18 protein-coding genes are annotated in these 20,915 nt (G+C 39.4%); 15 read left to right on the plus strand and 3 right to left on the minus strand.

The features are described from left to right. Positions 1-43: 43 nt before the first annotated feature. A complete protein-coding gene (locus tag RT723_RS05070; RefSeq protein WP_315946122.1) occupies positions 44-346 on the plus strand; it encodes a c-type cytochrome in 303 nt (100 codons plus the stop codon). A 112-nt stretch (positions 347-458) separates the two neighbouring features. Here RT723_RS05070 and recQ read toward each other — a convergent pair whose 3' ends face one another. Next, positions 459-2,258, minus strand: coding sequence for a DNA helicase RecQ (gene recQ / locus RT723_RS05075; RefSeq protein WP_252731737.1), 1,800 nt, complete (start codon positions 2,256-2,258; stop codon positions 459-461). Between the two features lie 77 nt (positions 2,259-2,335). On the opposite strand from recQ, the gene RT723_RS05080 reads away from it, so the two are divergent. The 3 genes from RT723_RS05080 (at position 2,336) to RT723_RS05090 (ending at position 5,120) form a co-directional block, all read left to right on the plus strand. Further along, positions 2,336-2,791, plus strand: a complete 456-nt coding sequence (locus RT723_RS05080; protein ID WP_216055269.1) for a thioesterase family protein — start codon at positions 2,336-2,338, stop codon at positions 2,789-2,791. A gap of 54 nt (positions 2,792-2,845) precedes the next feature. Beyond that, complete coding sequence (gene rarD, locus RT723_RS05085; protein WP_315946123.1) at positions 2,846-3,742, plus strand: EamA family transporter RarD; 897 nt, start codon at positions 2,846-2,848, stop codon at positions 3,740-3,742. A 136-nt stretch (positions 3,743-3,878) separates the two neighbouring features. Next, the gene (locus RT723_RS05090; protein ID WP_315946124.1) at positions 3,879-5,120 is read left to right on the plus strand and encodes an erythromycin esterase family protein; all 1,242 of its coding nucleotides are present in this window, start codon (positions 3,879-3,881) and stop codon (positions 5,118-5,120) included. 51 nt (positions 5,121-5,171) lie between these two features. Here the strand turns inward: RT723_RS05090 and RT723_RS05095 are convergent, their stop codons facing one another. After that, complete coding sequence (locus RT723_RS05095; protein ID WP_315946125.1) at positions 5,172-6,137, minus strand: siroheme synthase; 966 nt, start codon at positions 6,135-6,137, stop codon at positions 5,172-5,174. A 577-nt stretch (positions 6,138-6,714) separates the two neighbouring features. Between RT723_RS05095 and nirB the strand changes: the two genes are divergently transcribed. From nirB to RT723_RS05125, 6 genes are all read left to right on the plus strand, one after another. After that, positions 6,715-9,309: a nitrite reductase large subunit NirB gene (gene nirB, locus RT723_RS05100; protein WP_315946126.1), complete on the plus strand. Its 2,595-nt coding sequence runs from the start codon at positions 6,715-6,717 to the stop codon at positions 9,307-9,309. A 24-nt stretch (positions 9,310-9,333) separates the two neighbouring features. Beyond that, positions 9,334-9,666, plus strand: coding sequence for a nitrite reductase small subunit NirD (gene nirD, locus RT723_RS05105; protein WP_315946127.1), 333 nt, complete (start codon positions 9,334-9,336; stop codon positions 9,664-9,666). 290 nt (positions 9,667-9,956) lie between these two features. Next, a complete protein-coding gene (locus tag RT723_RS05110) occupies positions 9,957-11,222 on the plus strand; it encodes a MipA/OmpV family protein (RefSeq protein ID WP_315946128.1) in 1,266 nt (421 codons plus the stop codon). 10 nt (positions 11,223-11,232) lie between these two features. Next, entirely contained in the window at positions 11,233-11,715 is a 483-nt protein-coding gene (locus RT723_RS05115) for a DUF3019 domain-containing protein (protein ID WP_315946129.1), read from the plus strand. A gap of 117 nt (positions 11,716-11,832) precedes the next feature. Beyond that, entirely contained in the window at positions 11,833-12,582 is a 750-nt protein-coding gene (locus RT723_RS05120) for a response regulator (protein ID WP_315946130.1), read from the plus strand. Next, positions 12,582-13,871: an ATP-binding protein gene (locus RT723_RS05125; RefSeq protein ID WP_315946131.1), complete on the plus strand. Its 1,290-nt coding sequence runs from the start codon at positions 12,582-12,584 to the stop codon at positions 13,869-13,871. The genes RT723_RS05120 and RT723_RS05125 overlap by 1 nt, the downstream gene beginning before the upstream one ends. 300 nt (positions 13,872-14,171) lie before the next feature. Here RT723_RS05125 and RT723_RS05130 read toward each other — a convergent pair whose 3' ends face one another. After that, the gene (locus tag RT723_RS05130) at positions 14,172-14,357 is read right to left on the minus strand and encodes a hypothetical protein (protein ID WP_315946132.1); all 186 of its coding nucleotides are present in this window, start codon (positions 14,355-14,357) and stop codon (positions 14,172-14,174) included. A gap of 146 nt (positions 14,358-14,503) precedes the next feature. Here RT723_RS05130 and RT723_RS05135 point away from each other — a divergent pair, with 146 nt between their 5' ends. The 5 genes from RT723_RS05135 (at position 14,504) to RT723_RS05155 (ending at position 20,538) form a co-directional block, all read left to right on the plus strand. Beyond that, positions 14,504-15,547: a GlxA family transcriptional regulator gene (locus tag RT723_RS05135; RefSeq protein ID WP_315946133.1), complete on the plus strand. Its 1,044-nt coding sequence runs from the start codon at positions 14,504-14,506 to the stop codon at positions 15,545-15,547. A 454-nt stretch (positions 15,548-16,001) separates the two neighbouring features. Further along, positions 16,002-17,387, plus strand: a complete 1,386-nt coding sequence (locus tag RT723_RS05140; RefSeq protein ID WP_315946309.1) for a CmpA/NrtA family ABC transporter substrate-binding protein — start codon at positions 16,002-16,004, stop codon at positions 17,385-17,387. 63 nt (positions 17,388-17,450) lie between these two features. Continuing rightward, the gene (locus RT723_RS05145) at positions 17,451-18,449 is read left to right on the plus strand and encodes an ABC transporter permease (RefSeq protein WP_428983597.1); all 999 of its coding nucleotides are present in this window, start codon (positions 17,451-17,453) and stop codon (positions 18,447-18,449) included. Positions 18,450-18,463: 14 nt separating this feature from the next. After that, positions 18,464-19,315, plus strand: coding sequence for an ABC transporter ATP-binding protein (locus RT723_RS05150; RefSeq protein ID WP_216055254.1), 852 nt, complete (start codon positions 18,464-18,466; stop codon positions 19,313-19,315). Between the two features lie 59 nt (positions 19,316-19,374). Then, on the plus strand, positions 19,375-20,538 hold the full coding sequence (locus RT723_RS05155; RefSeq protein WP_315946134.1) for an alginate export family protein: 1,164 nt from the start codon (positions 19,375-19,377) through the stop codon (positions 20,536-20,538). Positions 20,539-20,915 lie beyond the last annotated feature (377 nt).

The following is a 20,915-nucleotide window of genomic DNA, read 5'->3' on the forward strand; positions in this document are numbered from 1 at the left end:
CAGTAGGTAAAAAATCAATCATATATTTTCTATTGGAGTCCATATGAAAAAAATAATAGCACTCTCTACCATGCTTTTTACATCGGTTGCATTTAATGCAAATGCGGCTGATATTGCTGCCGGTAAAGCTAAGTCTGCCACGTGTGCAGCTTGTCATGGTGCCAACGGTATCAGCATGATCCCTATGTATCCAAATCTAGCAGGACAGAAAGTAGCTTATTTAGAAAAACAATTAAGAGACTTTAAATCTGGTGCCAGAAAAGATCCAGTGATGTCTGCGATGGCCATGCCTTTGTCAGAAGAAGATATTAAAAACGTATCTGCTTATTTTGCGTCATTAAAGTAAGTAAAAAGCCGATTTAACTTAATCATGTTAAACAATGCGATTTCAATTCAATATTGAAGTCGCATTTTTGTATCTGTAATTAACAAGTGTCAAGCATTGCTAATATAACAAACTAACCATTCGCTAAATGTTGTTCTATAACCGTCAAAAACGCGTTACCGTATCTTTGTAGTTTAGTTTCACCTACGCCTGACACCGCAAGTAACGCTCTTGGATTGGTTGGTAACTTATTGGCCATATCCACCAAAGTTGCATCAGAGAACACCACAAATGGCGGTACGTCGTGTTCTTGTGCAATGGCTTTTCTTAGACCTTTTAAGCGTGCAAATAAATGTTTGTCGTAATTCACTTTATTCGGTTTCTCATACAAATGAGTACGACCAATTCTTGGGACGGCTAAGTGTAAAACCTTTTCGCTTTTTAAGTACGGGCGTGACTTTTCGGTCAGTAATAAACGGCTGCCTTGGCTAATATCTTGTTCGACTAACCCTTGGTGGATTAGCTGACGCATAATACTTAACCAGTATTCTTGGCTCTGATCTTTACCTAAACCATAAGTGCTTAACTTGTCGTGTCCGTGATCTTTAATTCTTAAGTTTTGGCTGCCACGTAAAATATCAATCACATGACCTACACCAAATTGTTGTCCACTGCGATAAACACAAGACAAAGCTTGTTGCGCTAACAAGGTGCCATCAAATGATTTTGGCGGATCCAAACAAATGTCGCAGTTTCCGCAGGAATGATTGTCGTATTCATTAAAGTAATTCAGTAATACTTGGCGGCGACACGTTTGCGCGTCGGCCAGTGCAATCATAGCGCTAAAACGTTGTAACTCTACTTTTGCCCTTTCTTCATTAGGGTTGTCGCTGATCAAACGTTTAACTCTTGGCACGTCAGCAGAATCAAAAAACAATAAACATTCTGCAGGCAAACCATCTCGACCTGCTCGGCCGGTTTCTTGATAATAGTTTTCAATGGTTTTAGCTAAATCATAATGCACAACAAAACGAATGTTAGGTTTGTTAATTCCCATGCCAAAAGCAATGGTTGCAACCACGATTTGAATGTCATCACGTTGGAATTTATCTTGAACGGCAACTCGATGGGACGTATCCCAACCCGCATGATACGCCTCGGCTTTATAGCCTTTTGCTTGTAGTTTTGCGGCGATGTCATCCACACGAGCACGGCTAGAGCAATACACTATGCCGCAGTTATCAGACTGGGTATCCAAAAAAGTTAACAGCTGATTTAGCGGTTTAAACTTCTCTTCGATGGTGTATCTCAAATTGGGTCTGTCAAAACTGCCTACATGAATATAGGGGTCTTGCAGCTGTAATTGATAACTAATATCGTGTCGTGTCGCGCGGTCGGCCGTAGCCGTTAACGCCATAATAGGTGTGTTTGGAAAGTTAGGTTTAATGCAGTGTAAACGTAAATAATCTTGCCTAAAGTCATGTCCCCAATGAGACAAACAATGGGCTTCATCAATCGCAAACAAACCCACGCCACAAAACTTCAAATGATCCATAAAGCTAGGTTGTAATAAACGTTCTGGCGACACGTATAATATTTTTATTTCACCATGCTGAACTTGGTTCAACACTTGAATTTGCTCTTGTCGGTCTTGTTGGCTGTTGATAAACGCCGCAGCGATGTCTAATTCTAATAACTGGTCAACTTGATCTTTCATTAACGACAATAAAGGTGTCACCACAACCGTTATATGATTGAGCAATAAAGCTGGAATTTGATAACACAGACTTTTACCACCGCCCGTTGGCATTAAAACTAATGAATCTTTACCTGATAAACAGGCATCAATCACTTCTTGTTGGCCGTCACGAAATGACTCATATCCAAAGACTTGATTTAATAACGACAGCGGTGTGTTTTCGGCTAATGACAAAAGAATTTAACTATTGGTGTGACACAAATGTGCGCGCATTGTACCATTCCTCTGGTCTCTTCTGTGAAGGAAAATTAATGTTATCTGAACAACAAATCAAAGATTGGTTAATCAAGGTATTTTCTCAACTCAACTTCAACCAAACGATTGGTTTAAACATCACGGTTTGTGAGCAAGATAAAGCTGAAATACGCTTTGTATGGGATGACAAATTAATGGGTAATCCTATTCAAAAAATCCTACACGGTGGTGTCACTGCGACAGCGTTAGATACCGTTGGCGGTATTTTAGCGATTTATAGTCGACTCAGTCGTCATACTGATTTAACCGAACAAACCTTAGCCGAGTTAACTGGAAAAGTGGGAACCATCGATCTACGCACAGATTATTTACGTCCCGGTCGAGGGCAAGAGTTTATTGCCACTGCTCATTTAATACGTTCAGGCAATAAAGTCTGTGTGTGTCGAATGGAACTGCATAATGAACTTGAAGAACACATTGCATACGGAACCGGTACTTACCTAGTTGGTTAATGTTTAAAGCTAGTTCCAATACTTGATATTTAAAAAACTGAAAAGAAGATCTGAATGAATACAAACGCCAAACAAGGTGTATTTTTAGCCATTGCCGCTTATTTTATGTGGGGCGTCATACCTGCTTATTTTAAACTATTAGATTCGGTGGATTCGGTCGAAATATTGATGCATAGGATCATTTGGTCATCACTTTTATTGGCTATAATTATTTCAGTGAAACAAAACTGGATGCAAATATCCAACATATTCAGAAGTCCCAAAACCTTGGTCATCTTAGTAGCGAGTTCCGCTATTTTAGGTTTTAACTGGTGGTTGTTTATTTGGGCAATAAACAATAATCATATATTAGACGCAAGCTTAGGATATTACATAAATCCTTTATTAAACGTGGGTTTAGGTATGCTGTTTTTAGGTGAACGGTTATCAAAATTACAGTATGCTGCGGTGTCATTAGCCTTTATTGGTGTGGCTATTCAGGTGATCACGTTTGGTTCGTTTCCTATTGTCGCATTTGCGCTTGCGACTTCTTTTGCCATCTATGGTCTTATTCGTAAAATGGTTTCGGTTGATTCTGTTTCGGGTCTGTTAGTTGAGTCCATGTTGTTGGTTATTCCCGCCTTTTTGTATTGGTGGTTTATGGTGCCAACTCAGAGCAGCAACTTTGCCGATAACAGCATAGGTTTTAATTTGTTATTAATGTCTGCGGGCATTGTCACTACCGCACCTCTGTTATGTTTTGTGGCCGCCGCTCGTCGTCTTAACTATTCCACTATGGGCTTTTTCCAGTACATAGGGCCAAGTATTATGTTCATATTCGGTGTGTTTATTTATGGTGAGCAAGTAGGACAAGATCGATTGGTTACCTTTGGTTTTATTTGGGTTGCATTAGTGATCTATTCTATTGCCAGTATCTTAAAAATTAAAAAAGATAATAAAGCGGCCAGTTAATCTATAACAATAGGCGCAGGTTAGCTGCGTCTATTCCCTTTTCTTGTAACTAAGCATAAAAATGTATTTTGTTATTCTGCTATCAAATATGAGTATATTCTTTTTTATTAAAGAGTCATTTTTGTAGGGATGCTTGATGAGAAATTTTTTAGTGAATAAATTTGTTTTGGTTTTATTTAGCTTGTTTGTTAATGCTTGTACAGATCTAACAGTTGAAAAAGGAACAACAAACCAAAAACTAACTTCACAAATTACACAGCAAGTCATCGATTTATCTCCAACTCTTAAGCCTAATGTTGATCCAATCTATCATTTAGATACAACGGAACTAGAAAAAGTAGCTCAGTTGTTAGCCAACAAACGCATTATTGCTTTAGGAGAACAAACCCACGGAGCAGGCAGTGTTTTTGCGTTAAAAGTAGAGCTTATTAAGTACTTATACACACATCACGGGTTTGAGCTGATTGTGTTAGAAAGCGGAGTGTTTGAAGTTGAGGCTTTATTTAACATGGCTAAACAAAATCAAAGTATTGCGGACAACGCACCGGGCAATATATTTTATATGTATTCAAACACCGCAGAAGTTAAACCTTTATTTGAGTTTTTAAATCAACAGATCCCCATAAACCCTGAATTAATTTTTGCCGGATTTGACAGTCAACATACAGGAAGTATATCCAATCAACATTTAGTACACCAACTGAGTTTAGCTTTAAAATCTTCATCTGAAGACTTAACGTTATTGCCCCAATGGCCACAAACGTCACATACCATTCAAGCAATATTAAATGTTTCTAGAGAAAGATTAGAGTTAGATCAAGAAGCCATGTTTTTGCAAACAATCACGCAAATACAAGATTTATTTTTGTCAGACAATAATCTTTATTGGTACAGGATCAGCAAAGGGTTAGAAGCTCAAGCCAAACGTCAGTGGTCAATAGCTGATACCCGAAGTGCCGAAATGGGTGAAAATATAAAATGGTTAGCCCAACAATACCCCCATAAAAAAATGATTGTGTGGGCGCATATAGGACATTTATCAAAAAAAGCGGGAACAGGCATTAATGCTGGGCAAGTTATCCATCAAGCTTATGGTGATGACTATTTTGTTGTGCATTTTACTGGCGCGAGCGGCTCATATGTAGACTTTGTCGATTTACAGGTTAAGGATATTACTTATCCCCAAGCTGATTCATTAGAGCGTACGTTGGCAAACTTAAATATAGATGTAGGTTTTGTTGCTTTATCAGACCTGAGCATTGAAGACCAGACCATGAGTGCTTTCACCTTTAATTTTGGTTCACCAGTTACCGCACCAAAATGGCAAACCTATTGGGACGGCATATTTTTCATAAATAAAATTAAACCAGCCAGTTAAATGCAGGGTTAGTTTACAATGTAACAGTGCAACTAATGAATACCAATTCGTTTACACTGTTGGGTCGATACCGTGCACTATTTTGGCTGAATACTCCGCTTGATTTAACTCAAGTTGACTCATGGGGTTTTTCGCCGGACAACCGTGCACTAACCGCACAACTATCTCACCTCTGTCCAATGCATGTTGAATGGTTGTTATCACCGTTTCTTGAGCTGGAATAACCTTATCACTGTCTTTGCGCGTTAGTTCGATTATCTCTTGTGATACTTTTTGATCATGTACAATTAAATCCGCTAATTGCATTGCTTGTAAGGCTTTTAAGGTTAAGTTTTCTGGCTTGTTATTGCCAATGCCCACATAAAAAACCGAGCCGGCTAGTTTGTTGTCATCACTCAGAGTTTGCTCTATTAGCTGTTCAACCCCATCCCAGTCTTGTTGCCCTGCTTTGGCGGCAATATCACCACGGAAAAAGCGTTCCCAAAAATGGCGGCGGGATGTGAAATCGGTAATGGTGGCTTTTACTTTATGACGATATGAACCCGCTAATGAGGCTAACTTACCAGTCCATTGTGGCATTAACGATTCAAACCTTTCTTTCCATAAACGCGCTAACACTGGTGCTTCTCCACCAGATGAAATAGCCACCACAATGGGTGAGCGGTCAATAATCGCAGGGGTGATAAAATGACAATATTCAGGATCATCCACCACATTAACAAATATTTTTTGCGCTAAGGCGTTGGCTTGTACTTGTCGGTTTAATGCGTTGTCGTCCGTTGCTGCTATGACTAACCACTTGTCCATTAATAACGAAGAATCGTAATCACCTAGTATTAATTCTATTGAATATTGCACCGCTAAAGCTTGCACTTCTTGGCAGATATCATGAGATACCACAGTGATCTTGGCACCAGTCTTACATAAGGTTTGAATTTTTCTTAGAGCAACGGTACCGCCGCCAACCACTAAAACAGGTTTGTTTTCTAACTTAACAAAAATAGGAAGAGTGTTCATGATGTTCCAAATAAAGAGAAGCTTAATGTTAACTTGCAGGCATTAAGGCACGATAATAAGGGGACTATAGAAAATGGTTTACGTTATCACAACAACTAAAGACGATAAGATATAAGTGTTTGGTTTTCAGCGGTTGGTTAGGGGAATAATAAACACAAAAAGAAACAGGTCTTTTGCTACAAATTAGTGATAGTTATGAGAGAGGTGCACCACCAATGTGCATTTTAGCGTTAATTCTTCATTTGTATTTGTGCGTGATGTGATAGTGAAATTTTGTTACTTATTAAAATATAAGGAGTTTTTTCTTTTCATTATAATAAACATGGGTTTGGTATTTATATTGCTACTGAATGAGCAAGTTACAATTTATACAAAGTTATTAATCCGTACTTTCCTAATTTAAAAGTGTTATGCAGCGGGTTAATAAAAATAGGCGTAATAGCCAGCTTCGCCAGAAGCCAGAAACAGCTTAGTTTCTGACACCAACGACGGTGGTCCCACAAGACTCGTAATTTCAAAGTAGAAATTACTGCTCAGGTTGAAATAAATCAAATTCAATTATTCTGAGGGTTACCCCATGCCAAAGACAACAAATGTACAAACAAACACATCCAATAAACCATTAAAACTGATCGTTGTAGGCAACGGCATGGTTGGTCACAAATTTATTGAAAATGTGGTTAATCATCCTGACCATGAAGATTATCAAGTGATCACCTTTTCTGAAGAACCTCGTTTGGCTTACGACCGAGTTCAATTATCTGCCTATTTTTCTGGTAAAACTGCCGATGACTTAATGTTAACGTCGGAAGATTATTACGACCAACATGGCGTTAAGTACATCATCAAAGACAAAGTGTCTGACATTGACCGTGCTGCTAAAACCATCACCACAGAAAGTGGTCGTGTTGAAAGTTACGACAAACTTATTCTTGCTACTGGTTCATTCCCTTTTGTTCCACCAATTCCAGGTGGCGATGCAGAACATTGTTTGGTTTACCGTACCATTGAAGACTTAGAGAATATCACAGCATCGGCTAAAGAAAGTAAGGTTGGCGTTGTTATTGGTGGTGGTCTTTTAGGGCTTGAATGTGCCAAAGCACTACACAGCTTAAACTTAGATTCACATGTGGTTGAATTTGCACCGCGACTGATGGCCGTGCAACTGGATGAAGGCGGTGGTGCGTTATTGCGTACTAAAATTGAAGAGTTAGGCGTACACGTTCACACAGAAAAAAATACCCAGTCCATTACGGCTGGTGAAACTTGTCGTTACCGTATGAACTTTGCCGATGGCAGTCATATTGAAACGGACATGATTGTTTTCTCTGCGGGTATTCGTCCACAAGACGAACTTGCTCGTCAGTTTGAGATTCAAATTGGTGAACGTGGCGGGATTGTTATTGATGATAACTGTCTTACTTCTGACAAAGACATATACGCTATAGGTGAATGTGCATTGTGGGATGGCAAAATATTCGGTTTGGTCGCTCCAGGTTACACCATGGCCAAAGCTGCGGTTTCTCATATAACAGGCGGTAGTGATCAATTCACCGGCGCAGATATGAGCACCAAACTTAAATTAATGGGGGTTGATGTAGCCAGTATTGGTGATGCTCACGCTCGTACCGAAGGTGCACAAACTTACACTTACATTAATGACGCCGAAGGCATTTACAAACGTTTAATTGTTTCAGCTGATAAATCAACCTTGTTAGGTGCTGTACTGGTTGGCGACACTGACGCCTACGGTACTTTGTTGCCTATGATGTTAGAAAAAATGCAGCTGCCGGATGCACCAGAAGTCTTGATTTTACCGCAAGTTGAAGGGGGAGGAGAAAGTGCATTTGGGGTGAACGCCTTACCAGACTCAGCGCAAATTTGTTCTTGTCACGACGTATCAAAAGGTGACTTAATTGAAGCCATTCATGCCGGCGCAACAGAATTAGCAGAATTAAAATCATGCACCAAAGCGGGTAGCGGTTGTGGTGGTTGTTCGGCTATGGTTGGGCAAGTATTAAATGCAGAATTAGAAAAAATGGGCGTAGAGGTGAACAACAACCTTTGTGAGCATTTTGAATATTCTCGCCAAGAGTTATTCGACATTATCCGCACCAAAGAAATCAAAACCTTCGACGAATTATTAGCACAACACGGTAGCGGTCTAGGTTGCATTACTTGTAAACCTGCCGTTGGTTCAATGTTAGCAACTTACTGGAACGAGTATGTCCTTGAAGATGACCATATTCAGTTACAAGATACCAATGACATCTTCTTAGGCAATATGCAAAAAGACGGAACGTATTCTGTTGTTCCACGTATAGCGGCGGGTGAAATCTCGGCTCAAGGCTTGATTGACCTAGGTAATATTGGTGTTAAATATGACTTATACACCAAAATCACTGGAGGTCAGCGCATTGACTTCTTTGGCGCGCAATTACACGAATTGCCGCTAATCTGGGAAGAATTAGTACAAGCCGGATTTGAAACGGGTCATGCCTACGGTAAGTCCTTACGTACAGTTAAGTCTTGTGTTGGCAGTACTTGGTGTCGTTATGGCATGTTAGATTCGGTCTCTATGGCCGTGAATTTAGAGATGCGTTACAAAGGCTTACGCTCACCTCATAAATTAAAAATGGGGGTGTCAGGTTGTACACGTGAATGTGCAGAAGCGCAAAGCAAAGACTTTGGCATTATCGCAACGGACAAAGGTTGGAACTTATACGTGTGTGGTAACGGCGGTATGAAACCTCGCCACGCAGACTTGTTTGCATCAGACCTTTCTGATGAAGAGTTAATTAAATACATCGACAGAATTGTCATGTTCTATTGTCGTACGGCAGACCGTTTACAACGTACATCAGTATGGATGGACAATATGGAAGGCGGTTTAGAATATCTTAAGTCGGTGGTTATTGAAGATAAACTTAATCTTTGTGCAGATTTAGAAGCCAATATGCAACGTGTTATTGACACTTATGAATGTGAGTGGAAAAAAACACTTGATAATCCTGAACGATTAAAACGTTTTGCCCATTTTATTAACTCAGACGCAACGGACGACCGTCTTGCTTATGAAGCTGATCGTGGCCAAAACAAAGCACGTATTGCTCAACCTTCAGTAAGGGCGGCCAAAGCGAAAGGCCAAGAAATTCCAGCGTTAGAAGTTTAAGTTAGAGTGTCACAGGAGAATAAAATGAGTGAATTTAATTGGGAAACCATTTGTAGCGTGTCTGATATTAGTAAAAATACGGGCGTTTGCGCGCTTCATAACGGCGATCAAGTAGCCATTTTCAGAGTCGGCCCTGATGAACAATTATTTGCCTTACAAAACTACGACCCATTTGGGCAAGCAAACGTATTGTCTCGTGGTATTGTCGGTGATGTTGATGGTTTACTAACCATCTCATCACCCTTATATAAACAGCATTTCTCGTTAGAGTCAGGTAAGTGTTTGGAAGACGAAAGTGTGATCTTACAAACTTACATGGTTCGTCAACAAGATGGCCTAGTACAATTAAAGGTGTAATGAGGCTAAATAGATTAAATTGAAATTAACTTTGTAGTGAGCAAAAACCACCAAAACATTTGGTGGTTTTTTTGTGTCAGTGAATAAAGTTAACCATACAGAGGGAGAGTCGTTAGTGCTTACCGATAGTTCTTTAGGTATTTTATATGGCTAAATTGAATACAAATGCGCTGTAATGATTGTGTTGATACAATTTGGTACACTCTTAAAAATCATGATACGACTATTACGATCAATACCCATTAATATCTATTTATTCGCTTAGTCCAATATAAATAGAGAGTAACCTCATGGAAAAAATTATTAATTTGAAACGTACTTATATATCAATTGTTATTGCAGCATGTGCCTTTGCAACTCACGTTACTTCAGCACAATCTTTAACGGAAAATCAGCCTTTAGTCGAAACTGAACCCTCAAAAAATGAAACGCTGCCAAGCAACGAAGAGCCTAGCGATAAAAAAGCGTCGTTAAAGGCCAGAGAGGCTTCTGCCACAAACGAGTTATCAGAAGCTACTGACTCTAATTTAGACGTTAACGGCGATAAAAATATAAAAAGCAAAAAGAAAAAAGTATTCAACGTTGTTGAACCTAGTCATTTTCAGAAAGTGAAATTTAATGAAAATTTTACCTCATATACTTTGTTACCAGATGATAACGATGGTGACAATGTAGATGAACTGGCTGATGCTGAAACTATTGCTGTTACAGTAAAAGACGAGTTTTACGTAAAACGACCAATGGAGAAAAATAAAAATAAGTTCAATATAGAAGTTGATTTTGACAACGTTGAAGAATATGAAGAGCGAGATTGCTGGACATTTTCTCGCTCTGTTTGTAATCCACAGGATGGTTTTCATTACGCCTTTAGTTTTGTTAGCAGCGGCGGTGATGATATTTACCAAGAGTCAGGCGAGTCCACGGATATAAATACGTATGCGTCTTATCGAATTCAAATCGCTAGTTTATTTATAGAGTCTCCAGGAATGGCCACGCGCCGAATTCATGGTTTATATGCAGGTAAAGCTTGGGGGATTAACTTTTATAACACAGAAAGCTGGCGTTTAGACTTATACAAAGAACGTGACACAGGTGCTATTCGTGATTTACGAGGCATTAAATCTAGGACAAAAGAAAAACGAGCCGGTATACGTTTAACTGGTTTTTGGGATTCGTCGCAACTTCAAATAAGTATGAGTCCATACAGTCGTTCAAATCAAGAAGATGATGGGATTACGGGATCATTATCTTATACCCATTATTGGCAAGCTAGAAATTGGAGTTTTTACGGCAGTTTAGGTGTGCAATATCAACCTAAGCAAGTGGTAAGTTATTACGAGGAACATCCGGTCGACTTTACTGAGCGCAAAGGGAGATTAAATCAGGATTTAGAACTTGGTTTTGAATACCCTCTTAGTAAAAGCTGGGTGCTTGGTGGCTTTGTAGCATACAGCGAGTCTGATGCGCCGTTACCTGGAGCTATCACATATAAAAACGCTAGCGATGAATCATACTCAGGCACTCGTTCAGGTTTACTACTAAGTTTTGTGTTGTAAGGTGATGAACATGAACTTAGTCACTGTTCAATCTAATTTGTACTCTAGGACTCAGTTAACCAAGTACCAGCGACCAGTTACGTTATGGCGTTGGTGCATGGTCGTTATATTATTGATGCTGCTATTTACTCACCATGTAACGTGGGCCAATGACAAACCAACAGAGCAACAATTTTCAGCAACCATGACAATATCGCCTGACCAGTGTGTCGCTATGACAGAGGGACAAACTTGTTATGTTGATATTGAGTTGCAATGGCAAGCATCAAGCATTGGTGAGTATTGTTTATTTAGTTCGCGGCAGAAAAATGCTTTACAGTGCTGGTCACAAACGTCAAAAGGTCGCTTTCAACAGGAAGTGGCGTCGACGCAAAATGTCATTTATACATTACGTAAACAACAGTCTAAAGTACGACTAGCTCAAAGTGAATTAGAGATGGCATGGGTACACAAAAGACGTGGTAAACCGACCACTTGGTGGCGTCTTTTTTAGCAATCAATCTGAGCAATGGTAGTTTGGCTTATTGTTTAGATGTGGTGCGCAAGCCTATTTTTATCAGCGCGAAAAAGTAATGGGTACTAGTAAAAGTAATTAAATCGTTAAGGGCTTATGGAAAATCAACAACATATTTTATTAGTAGAAGATGAACAGTCCCTGTCAGATTGGATTGCAGAATACCTTACTATGCGTGGATTTAAGGTCACTCAAACGGCCAGAGGCGATGACGCTGTCACTCTTATTCAATCGCTTAATCCTGATCTGGTGTTATTGGACGGTATGTTACCGGGCATGGACGGCGTTGATGTTTGTAAAACGGTGCGCCCTGAGTTCAGCAACGCCATTATCATGATCACCGCCCGTGATGAAGAAGCCGACGAAGTATTAGGCCTAGAAATGGGGGCGGATGATTTTTTAGTGAAACCCATTCGTGCCCGTGCTTTATTAAGTCGTATAAAAATTTTATTGAACAAACAAAATCAAACATCATCAGCGCCAAGTGACGATCCATTAGCTAATGACCCATCAAATGACAATGAGTTGCGCTTTAACAAACTCATCATTAATGCCTCCACGCGACAAGTTACCTTGGCCGATGAGCAGATAAACTTATCTACCAAAGAATTTGATGTGTTGTGGTTACTTGCTAATCGTGCCGGACAAGTTGTGTCTCGGGAGCAATTAGTGACGGACTTACGTGGTTTTGAATACGATGGTTTTGACCGTTCAATTGACCTGCAAGTATCGCGCTTACGAAAAAAACTGAACGGCAAAAACGTTGATAAAAGCACAGACAATCAAACAGATCGGATTAAAACTATTTGGGGTAAAGGTTATTTGTTTGTAAAGGACGTTTGGTAATGCGCTGGTTAGTTGGTTCTTTAATCGCAGCTATTTTATTTGCAACTGTGGGATTAGGTTGGTTATTCGACACTATTTATTTGCAGTACATTGACGACAATTCAAACAAACAAAGTGATGTTGTGAGTGTTATGGAGCAACTTGGCGATAATGTAAGCCAGCTCATTAACTCGTCTAATACACCACATGAACTGTTAGCAAGTTGGCCAGAGGCTAATGATTACCAACTGACACTTCAGTCGGTGGATAATATGCCCTTACCAACGCCATTATTAAATCAGTTTATTAATGAAAAACGTCTAGTGTTAGAAACCAAAGATCACATAGAAATTAATTTTTATTTGCCAGCACATGATCAACGTTTAATTCTAACGGCACCAATTTCACATGCGGTAAATGAACCTCGCTCCAGCGCATATTTATTTACTGGTTTGTTTTATTTTACTTTATTGCTGTTAATGCTGTTGTGGCTAAACCCGTTAATAAAACGTTTACTTATTCTCAGAAAAACTGCAAAAGCCTTTGGTGAAGGTAACTTGGAGCAGCGAGTTAAATTAGGCTCAGTTTCATACATACGAGATTTAGAATTTGAATTCAATCGTATGGCACAGCGTATTGATGACTTAGTCTCAGACGTAAAATTGCTGAGTAGCGCCGTTTCCCACGATTTAAGAACCCCATTGTCATCCATTCGTTTTGGGATAGACACATTACAAGAAGTTGAAGAGCCAGAGTTAAGAAAGCGGTTTGAACAACTGATCAGTAAAGATGTTGATTCTATGATTGAGTTAGTGGAAACCTTGTTGAATTACGCTCGATTAGATCAAGCCATGCTTAATATTGATAAATCCAAGATTGCGGTCGCACCGCTAATAAACCAAATATTTGAGAGTAAAAGAAGCGATACCATATCTTTCAGTTTAATTTCAGATGTTAATACAATGGAATTTGAAGTGTTTGCCGACAAGGGTTATCTGCAAATGTTACTGAATAACCTAATTCAAAATGCGTTGCAATATGCGGTATTACAAGTCACGGTTACGCTCAAAAAAATGGACCATGGTTGTGAGATCATTATTGCGGATGATGGCGCTGGAATACCAGAGTCTGAGCGTGAAAATATAGTTAAACCTTTCATCCGTGGCGATAAAACCAGAAGTTCAGTGAAAGGCTTTGGTATTGGATTAGCCATTGTTAACCGTATATTACATTGGCATGGTGGGCGTTTAGAGATTGGCCAAGACGAACAACTGTTAGGGGCAAAACTTACAGTATTTTTACCGCATTAATAAGGTGACCAGATGAGTAATGTTTTTATTTAATGTGCCGCCAGATTCTTGATTAGTCTTTAGTCTAGAAAGGTTATTCCGTTAACTCTGCAGGCAACTCTCGTATAGATACCTTGTTTAAGGTGGTCCATGAATTAGGGCTTTCAATTGAGCTAAAGCCTAAGCTGGACGCTGATAGCCATAACAAAGGTTCTAATTGAGATCAGGGCTGGTAATTTGGAGCTAGCGAGTAATCCCTTGTAAGTTAACCTATCGTTACATTGTAGTGAGTAAAAACCACCAAACCCATTTGGTGGTTTTTTATTGTTTGTTACTAAATTCCATATTCTCTAATGCTTGCGTGATCACCACTATGCTTGGTAAGACAATTAATGGAATGGTCAGTAAATACATAGTTAAAGGCAATACAGCGTTAAAGCTCAGCCAAAATGTTGCGATTAACCCCACGATACCTAATAACAAATTTATCCACTTTGAAAGCTTCATAATATTTCTCTCATCCTGTTTATTGGTTGTATATATTTTTCAGCCTATTCAGTTTATGAGTTTGCAAATTGAATAAAAAGTGTCATTATTGACTTTAATAAGGTGATTAGTGACATTAAAGTAATCGTGATGATAGGAGTAATTTTATGCAGCAACAAGAGATCAAACACATTGTTATATTGGCTGCAGACGGAGTGATGTCTTCACAGATCACTGGGGTTATGGACTTTTTTATGATCTGTAACCGTTATTGGCAAGTCCGTAACGGTGGTGCCGAGTATAACTTATTCAATGTCACTGTAGTTTCAGCAAGCGGTAAAAACTTACAATGTTCATCCAATATTATTTTGCCTGCTCAAGACGCAACAAGTGTAGCAACGCCGGATGCGGTATTTATCACCGGCGGAGTCTCTTATGATCAAACTACATTAGCGGACTATTACCACAAGCTATCCCCTTTGATGCCGCTTTTAATCAAGTGGCATAAACAACAACTGCCAATTTGTGCGTTTTGCAGCTCTACATTTGTATTGGCAGAATTAGGTTTGTTAGATGGTAAACAAGCCACGTCTGTATGGTGGTTGGCCAACTTATTTCAACAACTTTACCCGGCAATAGAACTGCGCTTAGATCAGTTAGTGGTTAATGACGAAAACATATATACAGCAGGCGCTACTACATCGTATTTGAGTTTATGTTTGGCCTTGGTGAGTTTGTTAACTGACCAACAAATTGCGACTCAAATTGCTAAAATCATGCTGGTTGAGCCGAACCGAGCTTCACAACTTTCCTATATGTCCTTACAAACCTTTGAACAACACTCAGATACTTTGGTTAATCAAATTCAAAAATGGATGTCACATAATATTGCATCGCCAATTTCATTGGATACCATCGCCGAAAAGTTTGCGATAACCAAACGCACGCTTAACCGACGCTTTAAGCGTGCCTTAAATGATACTCCTGTGAGTTATTTACAACGAATGCGAGTAGAAGCCGCGAAGCGTTTATTGGAAAGCAGCGACTTAGCCATTGAGCAAATAGTTTACGAAGTGGGTTATGAAGACGTGAGTTCGTTCCGTAAGTTATTTATGGAAATAGCTGAGCTTTCACCAAAAGCATACAGAGATAAATTTCATAGTGGGTTTGGAATTAATATTGGGGATTATCAGCGCAGTTCTGCACATTAATACAAAGGTGGGTTAAAAAATGTAACTCATCGAGTGAATTAAATTAACTTATTGATTTAAAACAATAAAATGGATCAATCTTGTGCATTGCACAAACTAAAATAGTGCAATTAATGTCCAGTTGTTGAGATTTATGTGGTTGTTTTAAGTTAACTGTTTGTAATTAATAGATAAATTTTTACTGGCACCTAAAATGCAATTATATACCCAGTAACTCACTTTCGGAGAGGCAAGTGAGTTCGGCAAAGCAGCCACCGTTTCGACATCCTTTAGGGGATGTTGAACGGTGGTTTTTTGGTTTCTGGGCTTTAGTTTTTTTAAGCTGGTTTGAATGGCGTGGTTTATGGTTTTCAAATGAGTCCAACTTCAATTGTTTTGCCGGTGTGAATTATAAATACATGGGAAAATAATAATGAAAATATCACTATCCAGTAAAGTACCGTTTAAAAAGGCAATGACGTCTTTTTCAAACCCGTTAAATACAATTAAAACACTGATAGCGGCCACCAGTTTAGTGGCAACGTCTATTAGTTTTGGTGCCAATGCAGAATTGGGTTATCCAGAAAAAGAAGAACTTAAATTTGGTTTTATCAAATTAACCGACATGGCACCAATCGCCATTGCTTATGAAAATGGTTACTTTGAAGACGAAGGTTTGTACGTCACCATTGAAGCTCAAGCTAACTGGAAAGTACTGTTAGATGGGGTTATTGATGGCCGATTAGATGGTGCGCATATGTTGGCGGGTCAGCCGATTGCAGCCACTATAGGTTATGGCACTAAAGCGGAGATCATCACCCCATTTTCAATGGACTTAAATGGTAATGCTATTACCGTATCCAATGAAATTTGGAAAGAAATGAAGCCAAATATTCCTAAAATGGCAGATGGACGCCCTGTTCACCCGATTAAAGCAGATGCATTAAAACCTGTAGTTGAAAAGTATATGGACGCTGGTAAGCCATTTAACATGGGCATGGTATTTCCGGTTTCGACTCATAACTATGAATTACGTTATTGGTTAGCTGCCGGTGGCATTCATCCTGGTTTTTATGCACCACATAAAGGGGATACATCAGGAAAAATTGATGCTCAAGCATTGTTGTCAGTAACTCCTCCTCCACAAATGCCAGCCACATTAGAAGCCGGAACGATCTACGGTTACTGCGTTGGTGAACCTTGGAATCAACAAGCTGTATTTAAAGGGATTGGTGTTCCGGTTGTGACCGATTACGAAATTTGGAAAAACAATCCAGAGAAAGTATTTGGTATCACCAAAGCCTTTGCTGAGAAATACCCGAATACCACAATACGTTTAACTCGCGCGCTTATTCGTGCTGCCATGTGGTTGGACGAAAAGAGCAATGTTAATCGTCCTGCCGCGGTAAAGATCTTATCTCAATCTAATTATGTTGGAGCGGATTATGAAGTGATCGCAAACAGCATGACGGGAACGTTTGAATATGAAAAGGGTGATGTACGTGAAGTGCCAGACTTTAATGTGTTTTTCCGTTACAACGCTACTTATCCATATTATTCAGATGCGATTTGGTATTTAACGCAAATGCGTCGTTGGGGACAAATAAGTGATGAGCAAACCGACGCTTGGTATGCCGACGTCGCTAAAAAAGTTTATCGCCCAGACATTTATATGGCCGCGGTGAAATCATTAATAGAAGAAAAAATGGTACCTGCCTCTGAGTTTTCCGATTTACAAGGCGAAGATGGATACCGTGAGCCTCAAACACACTTCATAGACAACATAGTGTATGACGGTAAAAAACCAAATGAATACATTAATAAATTCACTATCGGCTTAAAAGCCAAAGATAAAATTTAACTTAAATATGGGAGTAAATTGGTTTGATTTGCTCCCTCATTTTTAACAAATAGAGAGTTCATTATGTCTAGTTTGATTGCACAACTTATAACTCGAAAAAATGAATCTGTAATAAAAGCGCAGTTACCGCCTTTTGTTATTCACTTCTTTAAAACCGTGACTTTACCTACCATTGGAATTTTGGTCTTTTTACTGTTTTGGACGGTGGGCGCGAATAATATAGATACCTCATTAGGTAAATTTCCTGGGCCTGCGCAAGTCATGACCCAAGTGGGCAATTTGTATAATGAACATGTTGAAAGCAGAGCAAAAGAAAGCGCTTTTTATGAGCGTCAAGATAATAGAAATCAGGCTAGATTAGCTAAAGATCCCAATTATCAAGTTAAAACCCGAACCTACACAGGCAGGGAAACCTTTGTCGATCAGATATTCACCAGTTTAATTACTGTGTTAAGTGGATTTCTGGTTGCCGCGGTTATTGCGATTCCACTTGGTATTGCCATAGGGTTAAGCAAGTCATTAAACACAGCAGTAAACCCAATAATTCAAATATTTAAGCCTGTCTCCCCTTTAGCATGGTTGCCTTTGGTTACTATGGTGGTGAGTGCGGTATACACCTCAACGGATCCTATGTTTGCAAAGTCATTCATTGTTTCCATGATCACAGTGACCTTGTGTTGCATTTGGCCAATGGTAATTAACACGTCTGTGGGAGTTGCGTCGTTAAACAGCGACTGGGTAAACGTGAGTAAAGTGTTAAGACTACCTGCATTAACCCATATTCAAAAAATTGTATTACCTGCGTCTATTCCAGCCATTTTCACCGGAATGCGTTTATCACTTGGAATTGCGTGGATGGTATTAATTGCGGCCGAAATGCTGGCGCAAAATCCCGGGTTAGGAAAATTTGTTTGGGATGAATTCCAAAATGGCAGCTCTGACTCGTTAAGTCGGATTATGACGGCCGTTATCGTGATTGGATTAATCGGCTTTTTATTAGACCGAACTATGTTGCAACTCCAGCGTGTTTTGTCTTGGGATAAAACAACAGAAGTACGTTAATTAAGGAGCACAAAATGAGTCTTACAAAAAACTTACTGTTAGATATTAGTAAAATAGACATGGTGTTTCCAACACCTAAAGGTGACTTTACCGCGTTAAAAGAAGTGGATTTGAAGATCAATAAAGGTGAATTCATTTCGTTAATAGGGCACTCAGGCTGTGGAAAATCCACAGTCCTTAATGTGGTTGCTGGTTTATATCAGGCAACCAGTGGCGGTGTTATTTTAAACGGAAAAGAAGTTAATCAACCCGGGCCAGAACGTGCGGTGGTATTTCAAAATCATTCTTTATTGCCTTGGTTAACGGCCTATCAAAATGTGGAGCTGGCGGTAAAACAGGTGTTTGCCAAAACCAAATCACCGAAAGAAATGCAAGAATGGATTGAATACAACTTAAAATTGGTTCATATGGATCATGCCATGCACAAACGCCCAGATGAAATATCTGGCGGTATGAAACAGCGTGTTGGTATAGCAAGAGCATTAGCTATGCAGCCAGAGGTACTGTTGATGGATGAACCTTTTGGCGCATTAGATGCGTTAACACGTGCGCATATGCAGGACTCGTTAATGGAAATTCAAGATGAGTTAAATAATACCGTCATCATGATCACCCATGATGTCGACGAAGCCGTTTTGTTATCTGACCGTATAGTTATGATGACCAATGGTCCGGCGGCGACGATTGGCGAGATATTGGATATTAATTTAGAAAGACCACGTAGCCGATTAGAGTTAGCTAAAGATCCAATTTATAACCAATACCGTTCGGAAGTGTTAACTTTCCTTTATGAAAAACAACGCAAAGTGGAAAGCATTTCAAAGACAAAAACAGAAACGAGTAGCTCAGCAACAAACGTGGCTTAACAACGAATATATTTCAAACAACAAAAATAATAATCTAAATAATTAATTCGGGAATAATTATGAACAAAAAACAACTGGCGACACTGATACCATTACTGGTCACTACCGCTTCTTATGCCACAATTGAAACTAGCCTAGGTAAAGCCAATGTGGACTTACGTTTACGTTTTGAAACGGTAAGCCAAGATAATGCACTGGATGACGCCACCGCATTTACCTTGCGTACTAAAGCAAATTTTAAAACCAATGCTCATAATGGTTTTTATGGCTTTGTTGAATTAGAAAATTCACTCGCTTTAATCAGTGATTACAACAATGCCATCGGTGATGGTGTTGGTTATTCTGTGATTGCTGACCCTGATTCAACGGAATTAGATCAAGCCTACATTGGTTACAGTCAAGATAAGATAAACCTAAAATTAGGTCGTCAGGTTATTACTATGGATAACCACCGCTTTATTGGTCATGTTGGTTTTCGGAATGATAAACAAACCTTTGATGCGTTAAGTGCAAGTTATGCGGCTTCTGAAAAGGTAAAGTTAAGTTATAGCTATATCAACAAACGTAATCGTATATTTGCCGATGATAAAGACATAGATTCAAATGATCATTTATTAAATGCCTCGTTAAAAACCGACTTTGGCACAGTTACTGGTTACGGCTATTTGTTAGAAGTCGACAATGGAACGGACAATGCGTTAAACACTTGGGGCGCACGTTTAGTTGGGGCGAAGGACAAGCTCAGCTATACCGTAGAGTTTGCCACACAAACCTCAGAAACGGGTGGTGCAGAGTTTGATACGAGTTACATGTTGGGTGAAGTTGGAACCACATTTAATGGCCTTAAACTAACAGCGGGTTATGAATCACTAGGGTCAGATAACGGCCAAGTTGGTTTTGCCACACCTTTGGCAACCTTGCACAAATTTAATGGTTGGTCAGATCAATTCCTTGGTACGCCGGGGGTTGGTTTAAATGATATGTATGCGACGGTTGCAGGTAAAGCTGGTGGTGGTAAATGGTCAGCAACCTTCCATAGTTATGCCGCGGATGAAGCGTCAGCTACAGTGGATGATCTAGGGACAGAGCTTAATGTTATTTATACAACAAAAGTGTCGGATTTTCCGGTAGGCGTTAAATACGCTATGTATAGTGCGGGTGATCAAGGAGCTGGTAAAGTTGACACCGACAAGTTATGGATTTGGACGGGATATAACTTTTAATTAATATTGGTTTTGTCAGGTTTGTTATTACAAACCTGACAGATTTTGCTTTAATCGCTGTTATCTCAATAACCAAGCCATTATTGAGTTATACTCCCCATGGCTAAATTCGCACCTGAGAACCCTTCAGAAAGTCACAACATTTGTGACACAATTTATTATTAAACGTCGTTGAATATAGTTTTTAAGATATTTCTTTAAGGCATTCATGTCCTTCCTGATAAATCGCCCGCACATGTTAAAACACGCGGAGCGTTAGGCTGACCTTTCAGTCACCAATTCAAGCGACGTCTAACGGTACATACGTTCGCTTTCATTTCCAGCAGTATAAAAAAGACCATTGTTAAGATAAGCATCTTGCCAATGTCGTCTCACCT

This window comes from Psychrosphaera aquimarina (assembly GCF_032461525.1).
Classification (GTDB): domain Bacteria; phylum Pseudomonadota; class Gammaproteobacteria; order Enterobacterales; family Alteromonadaceae; genus Psychrosphaera; species Psychrosphaera aquimarina.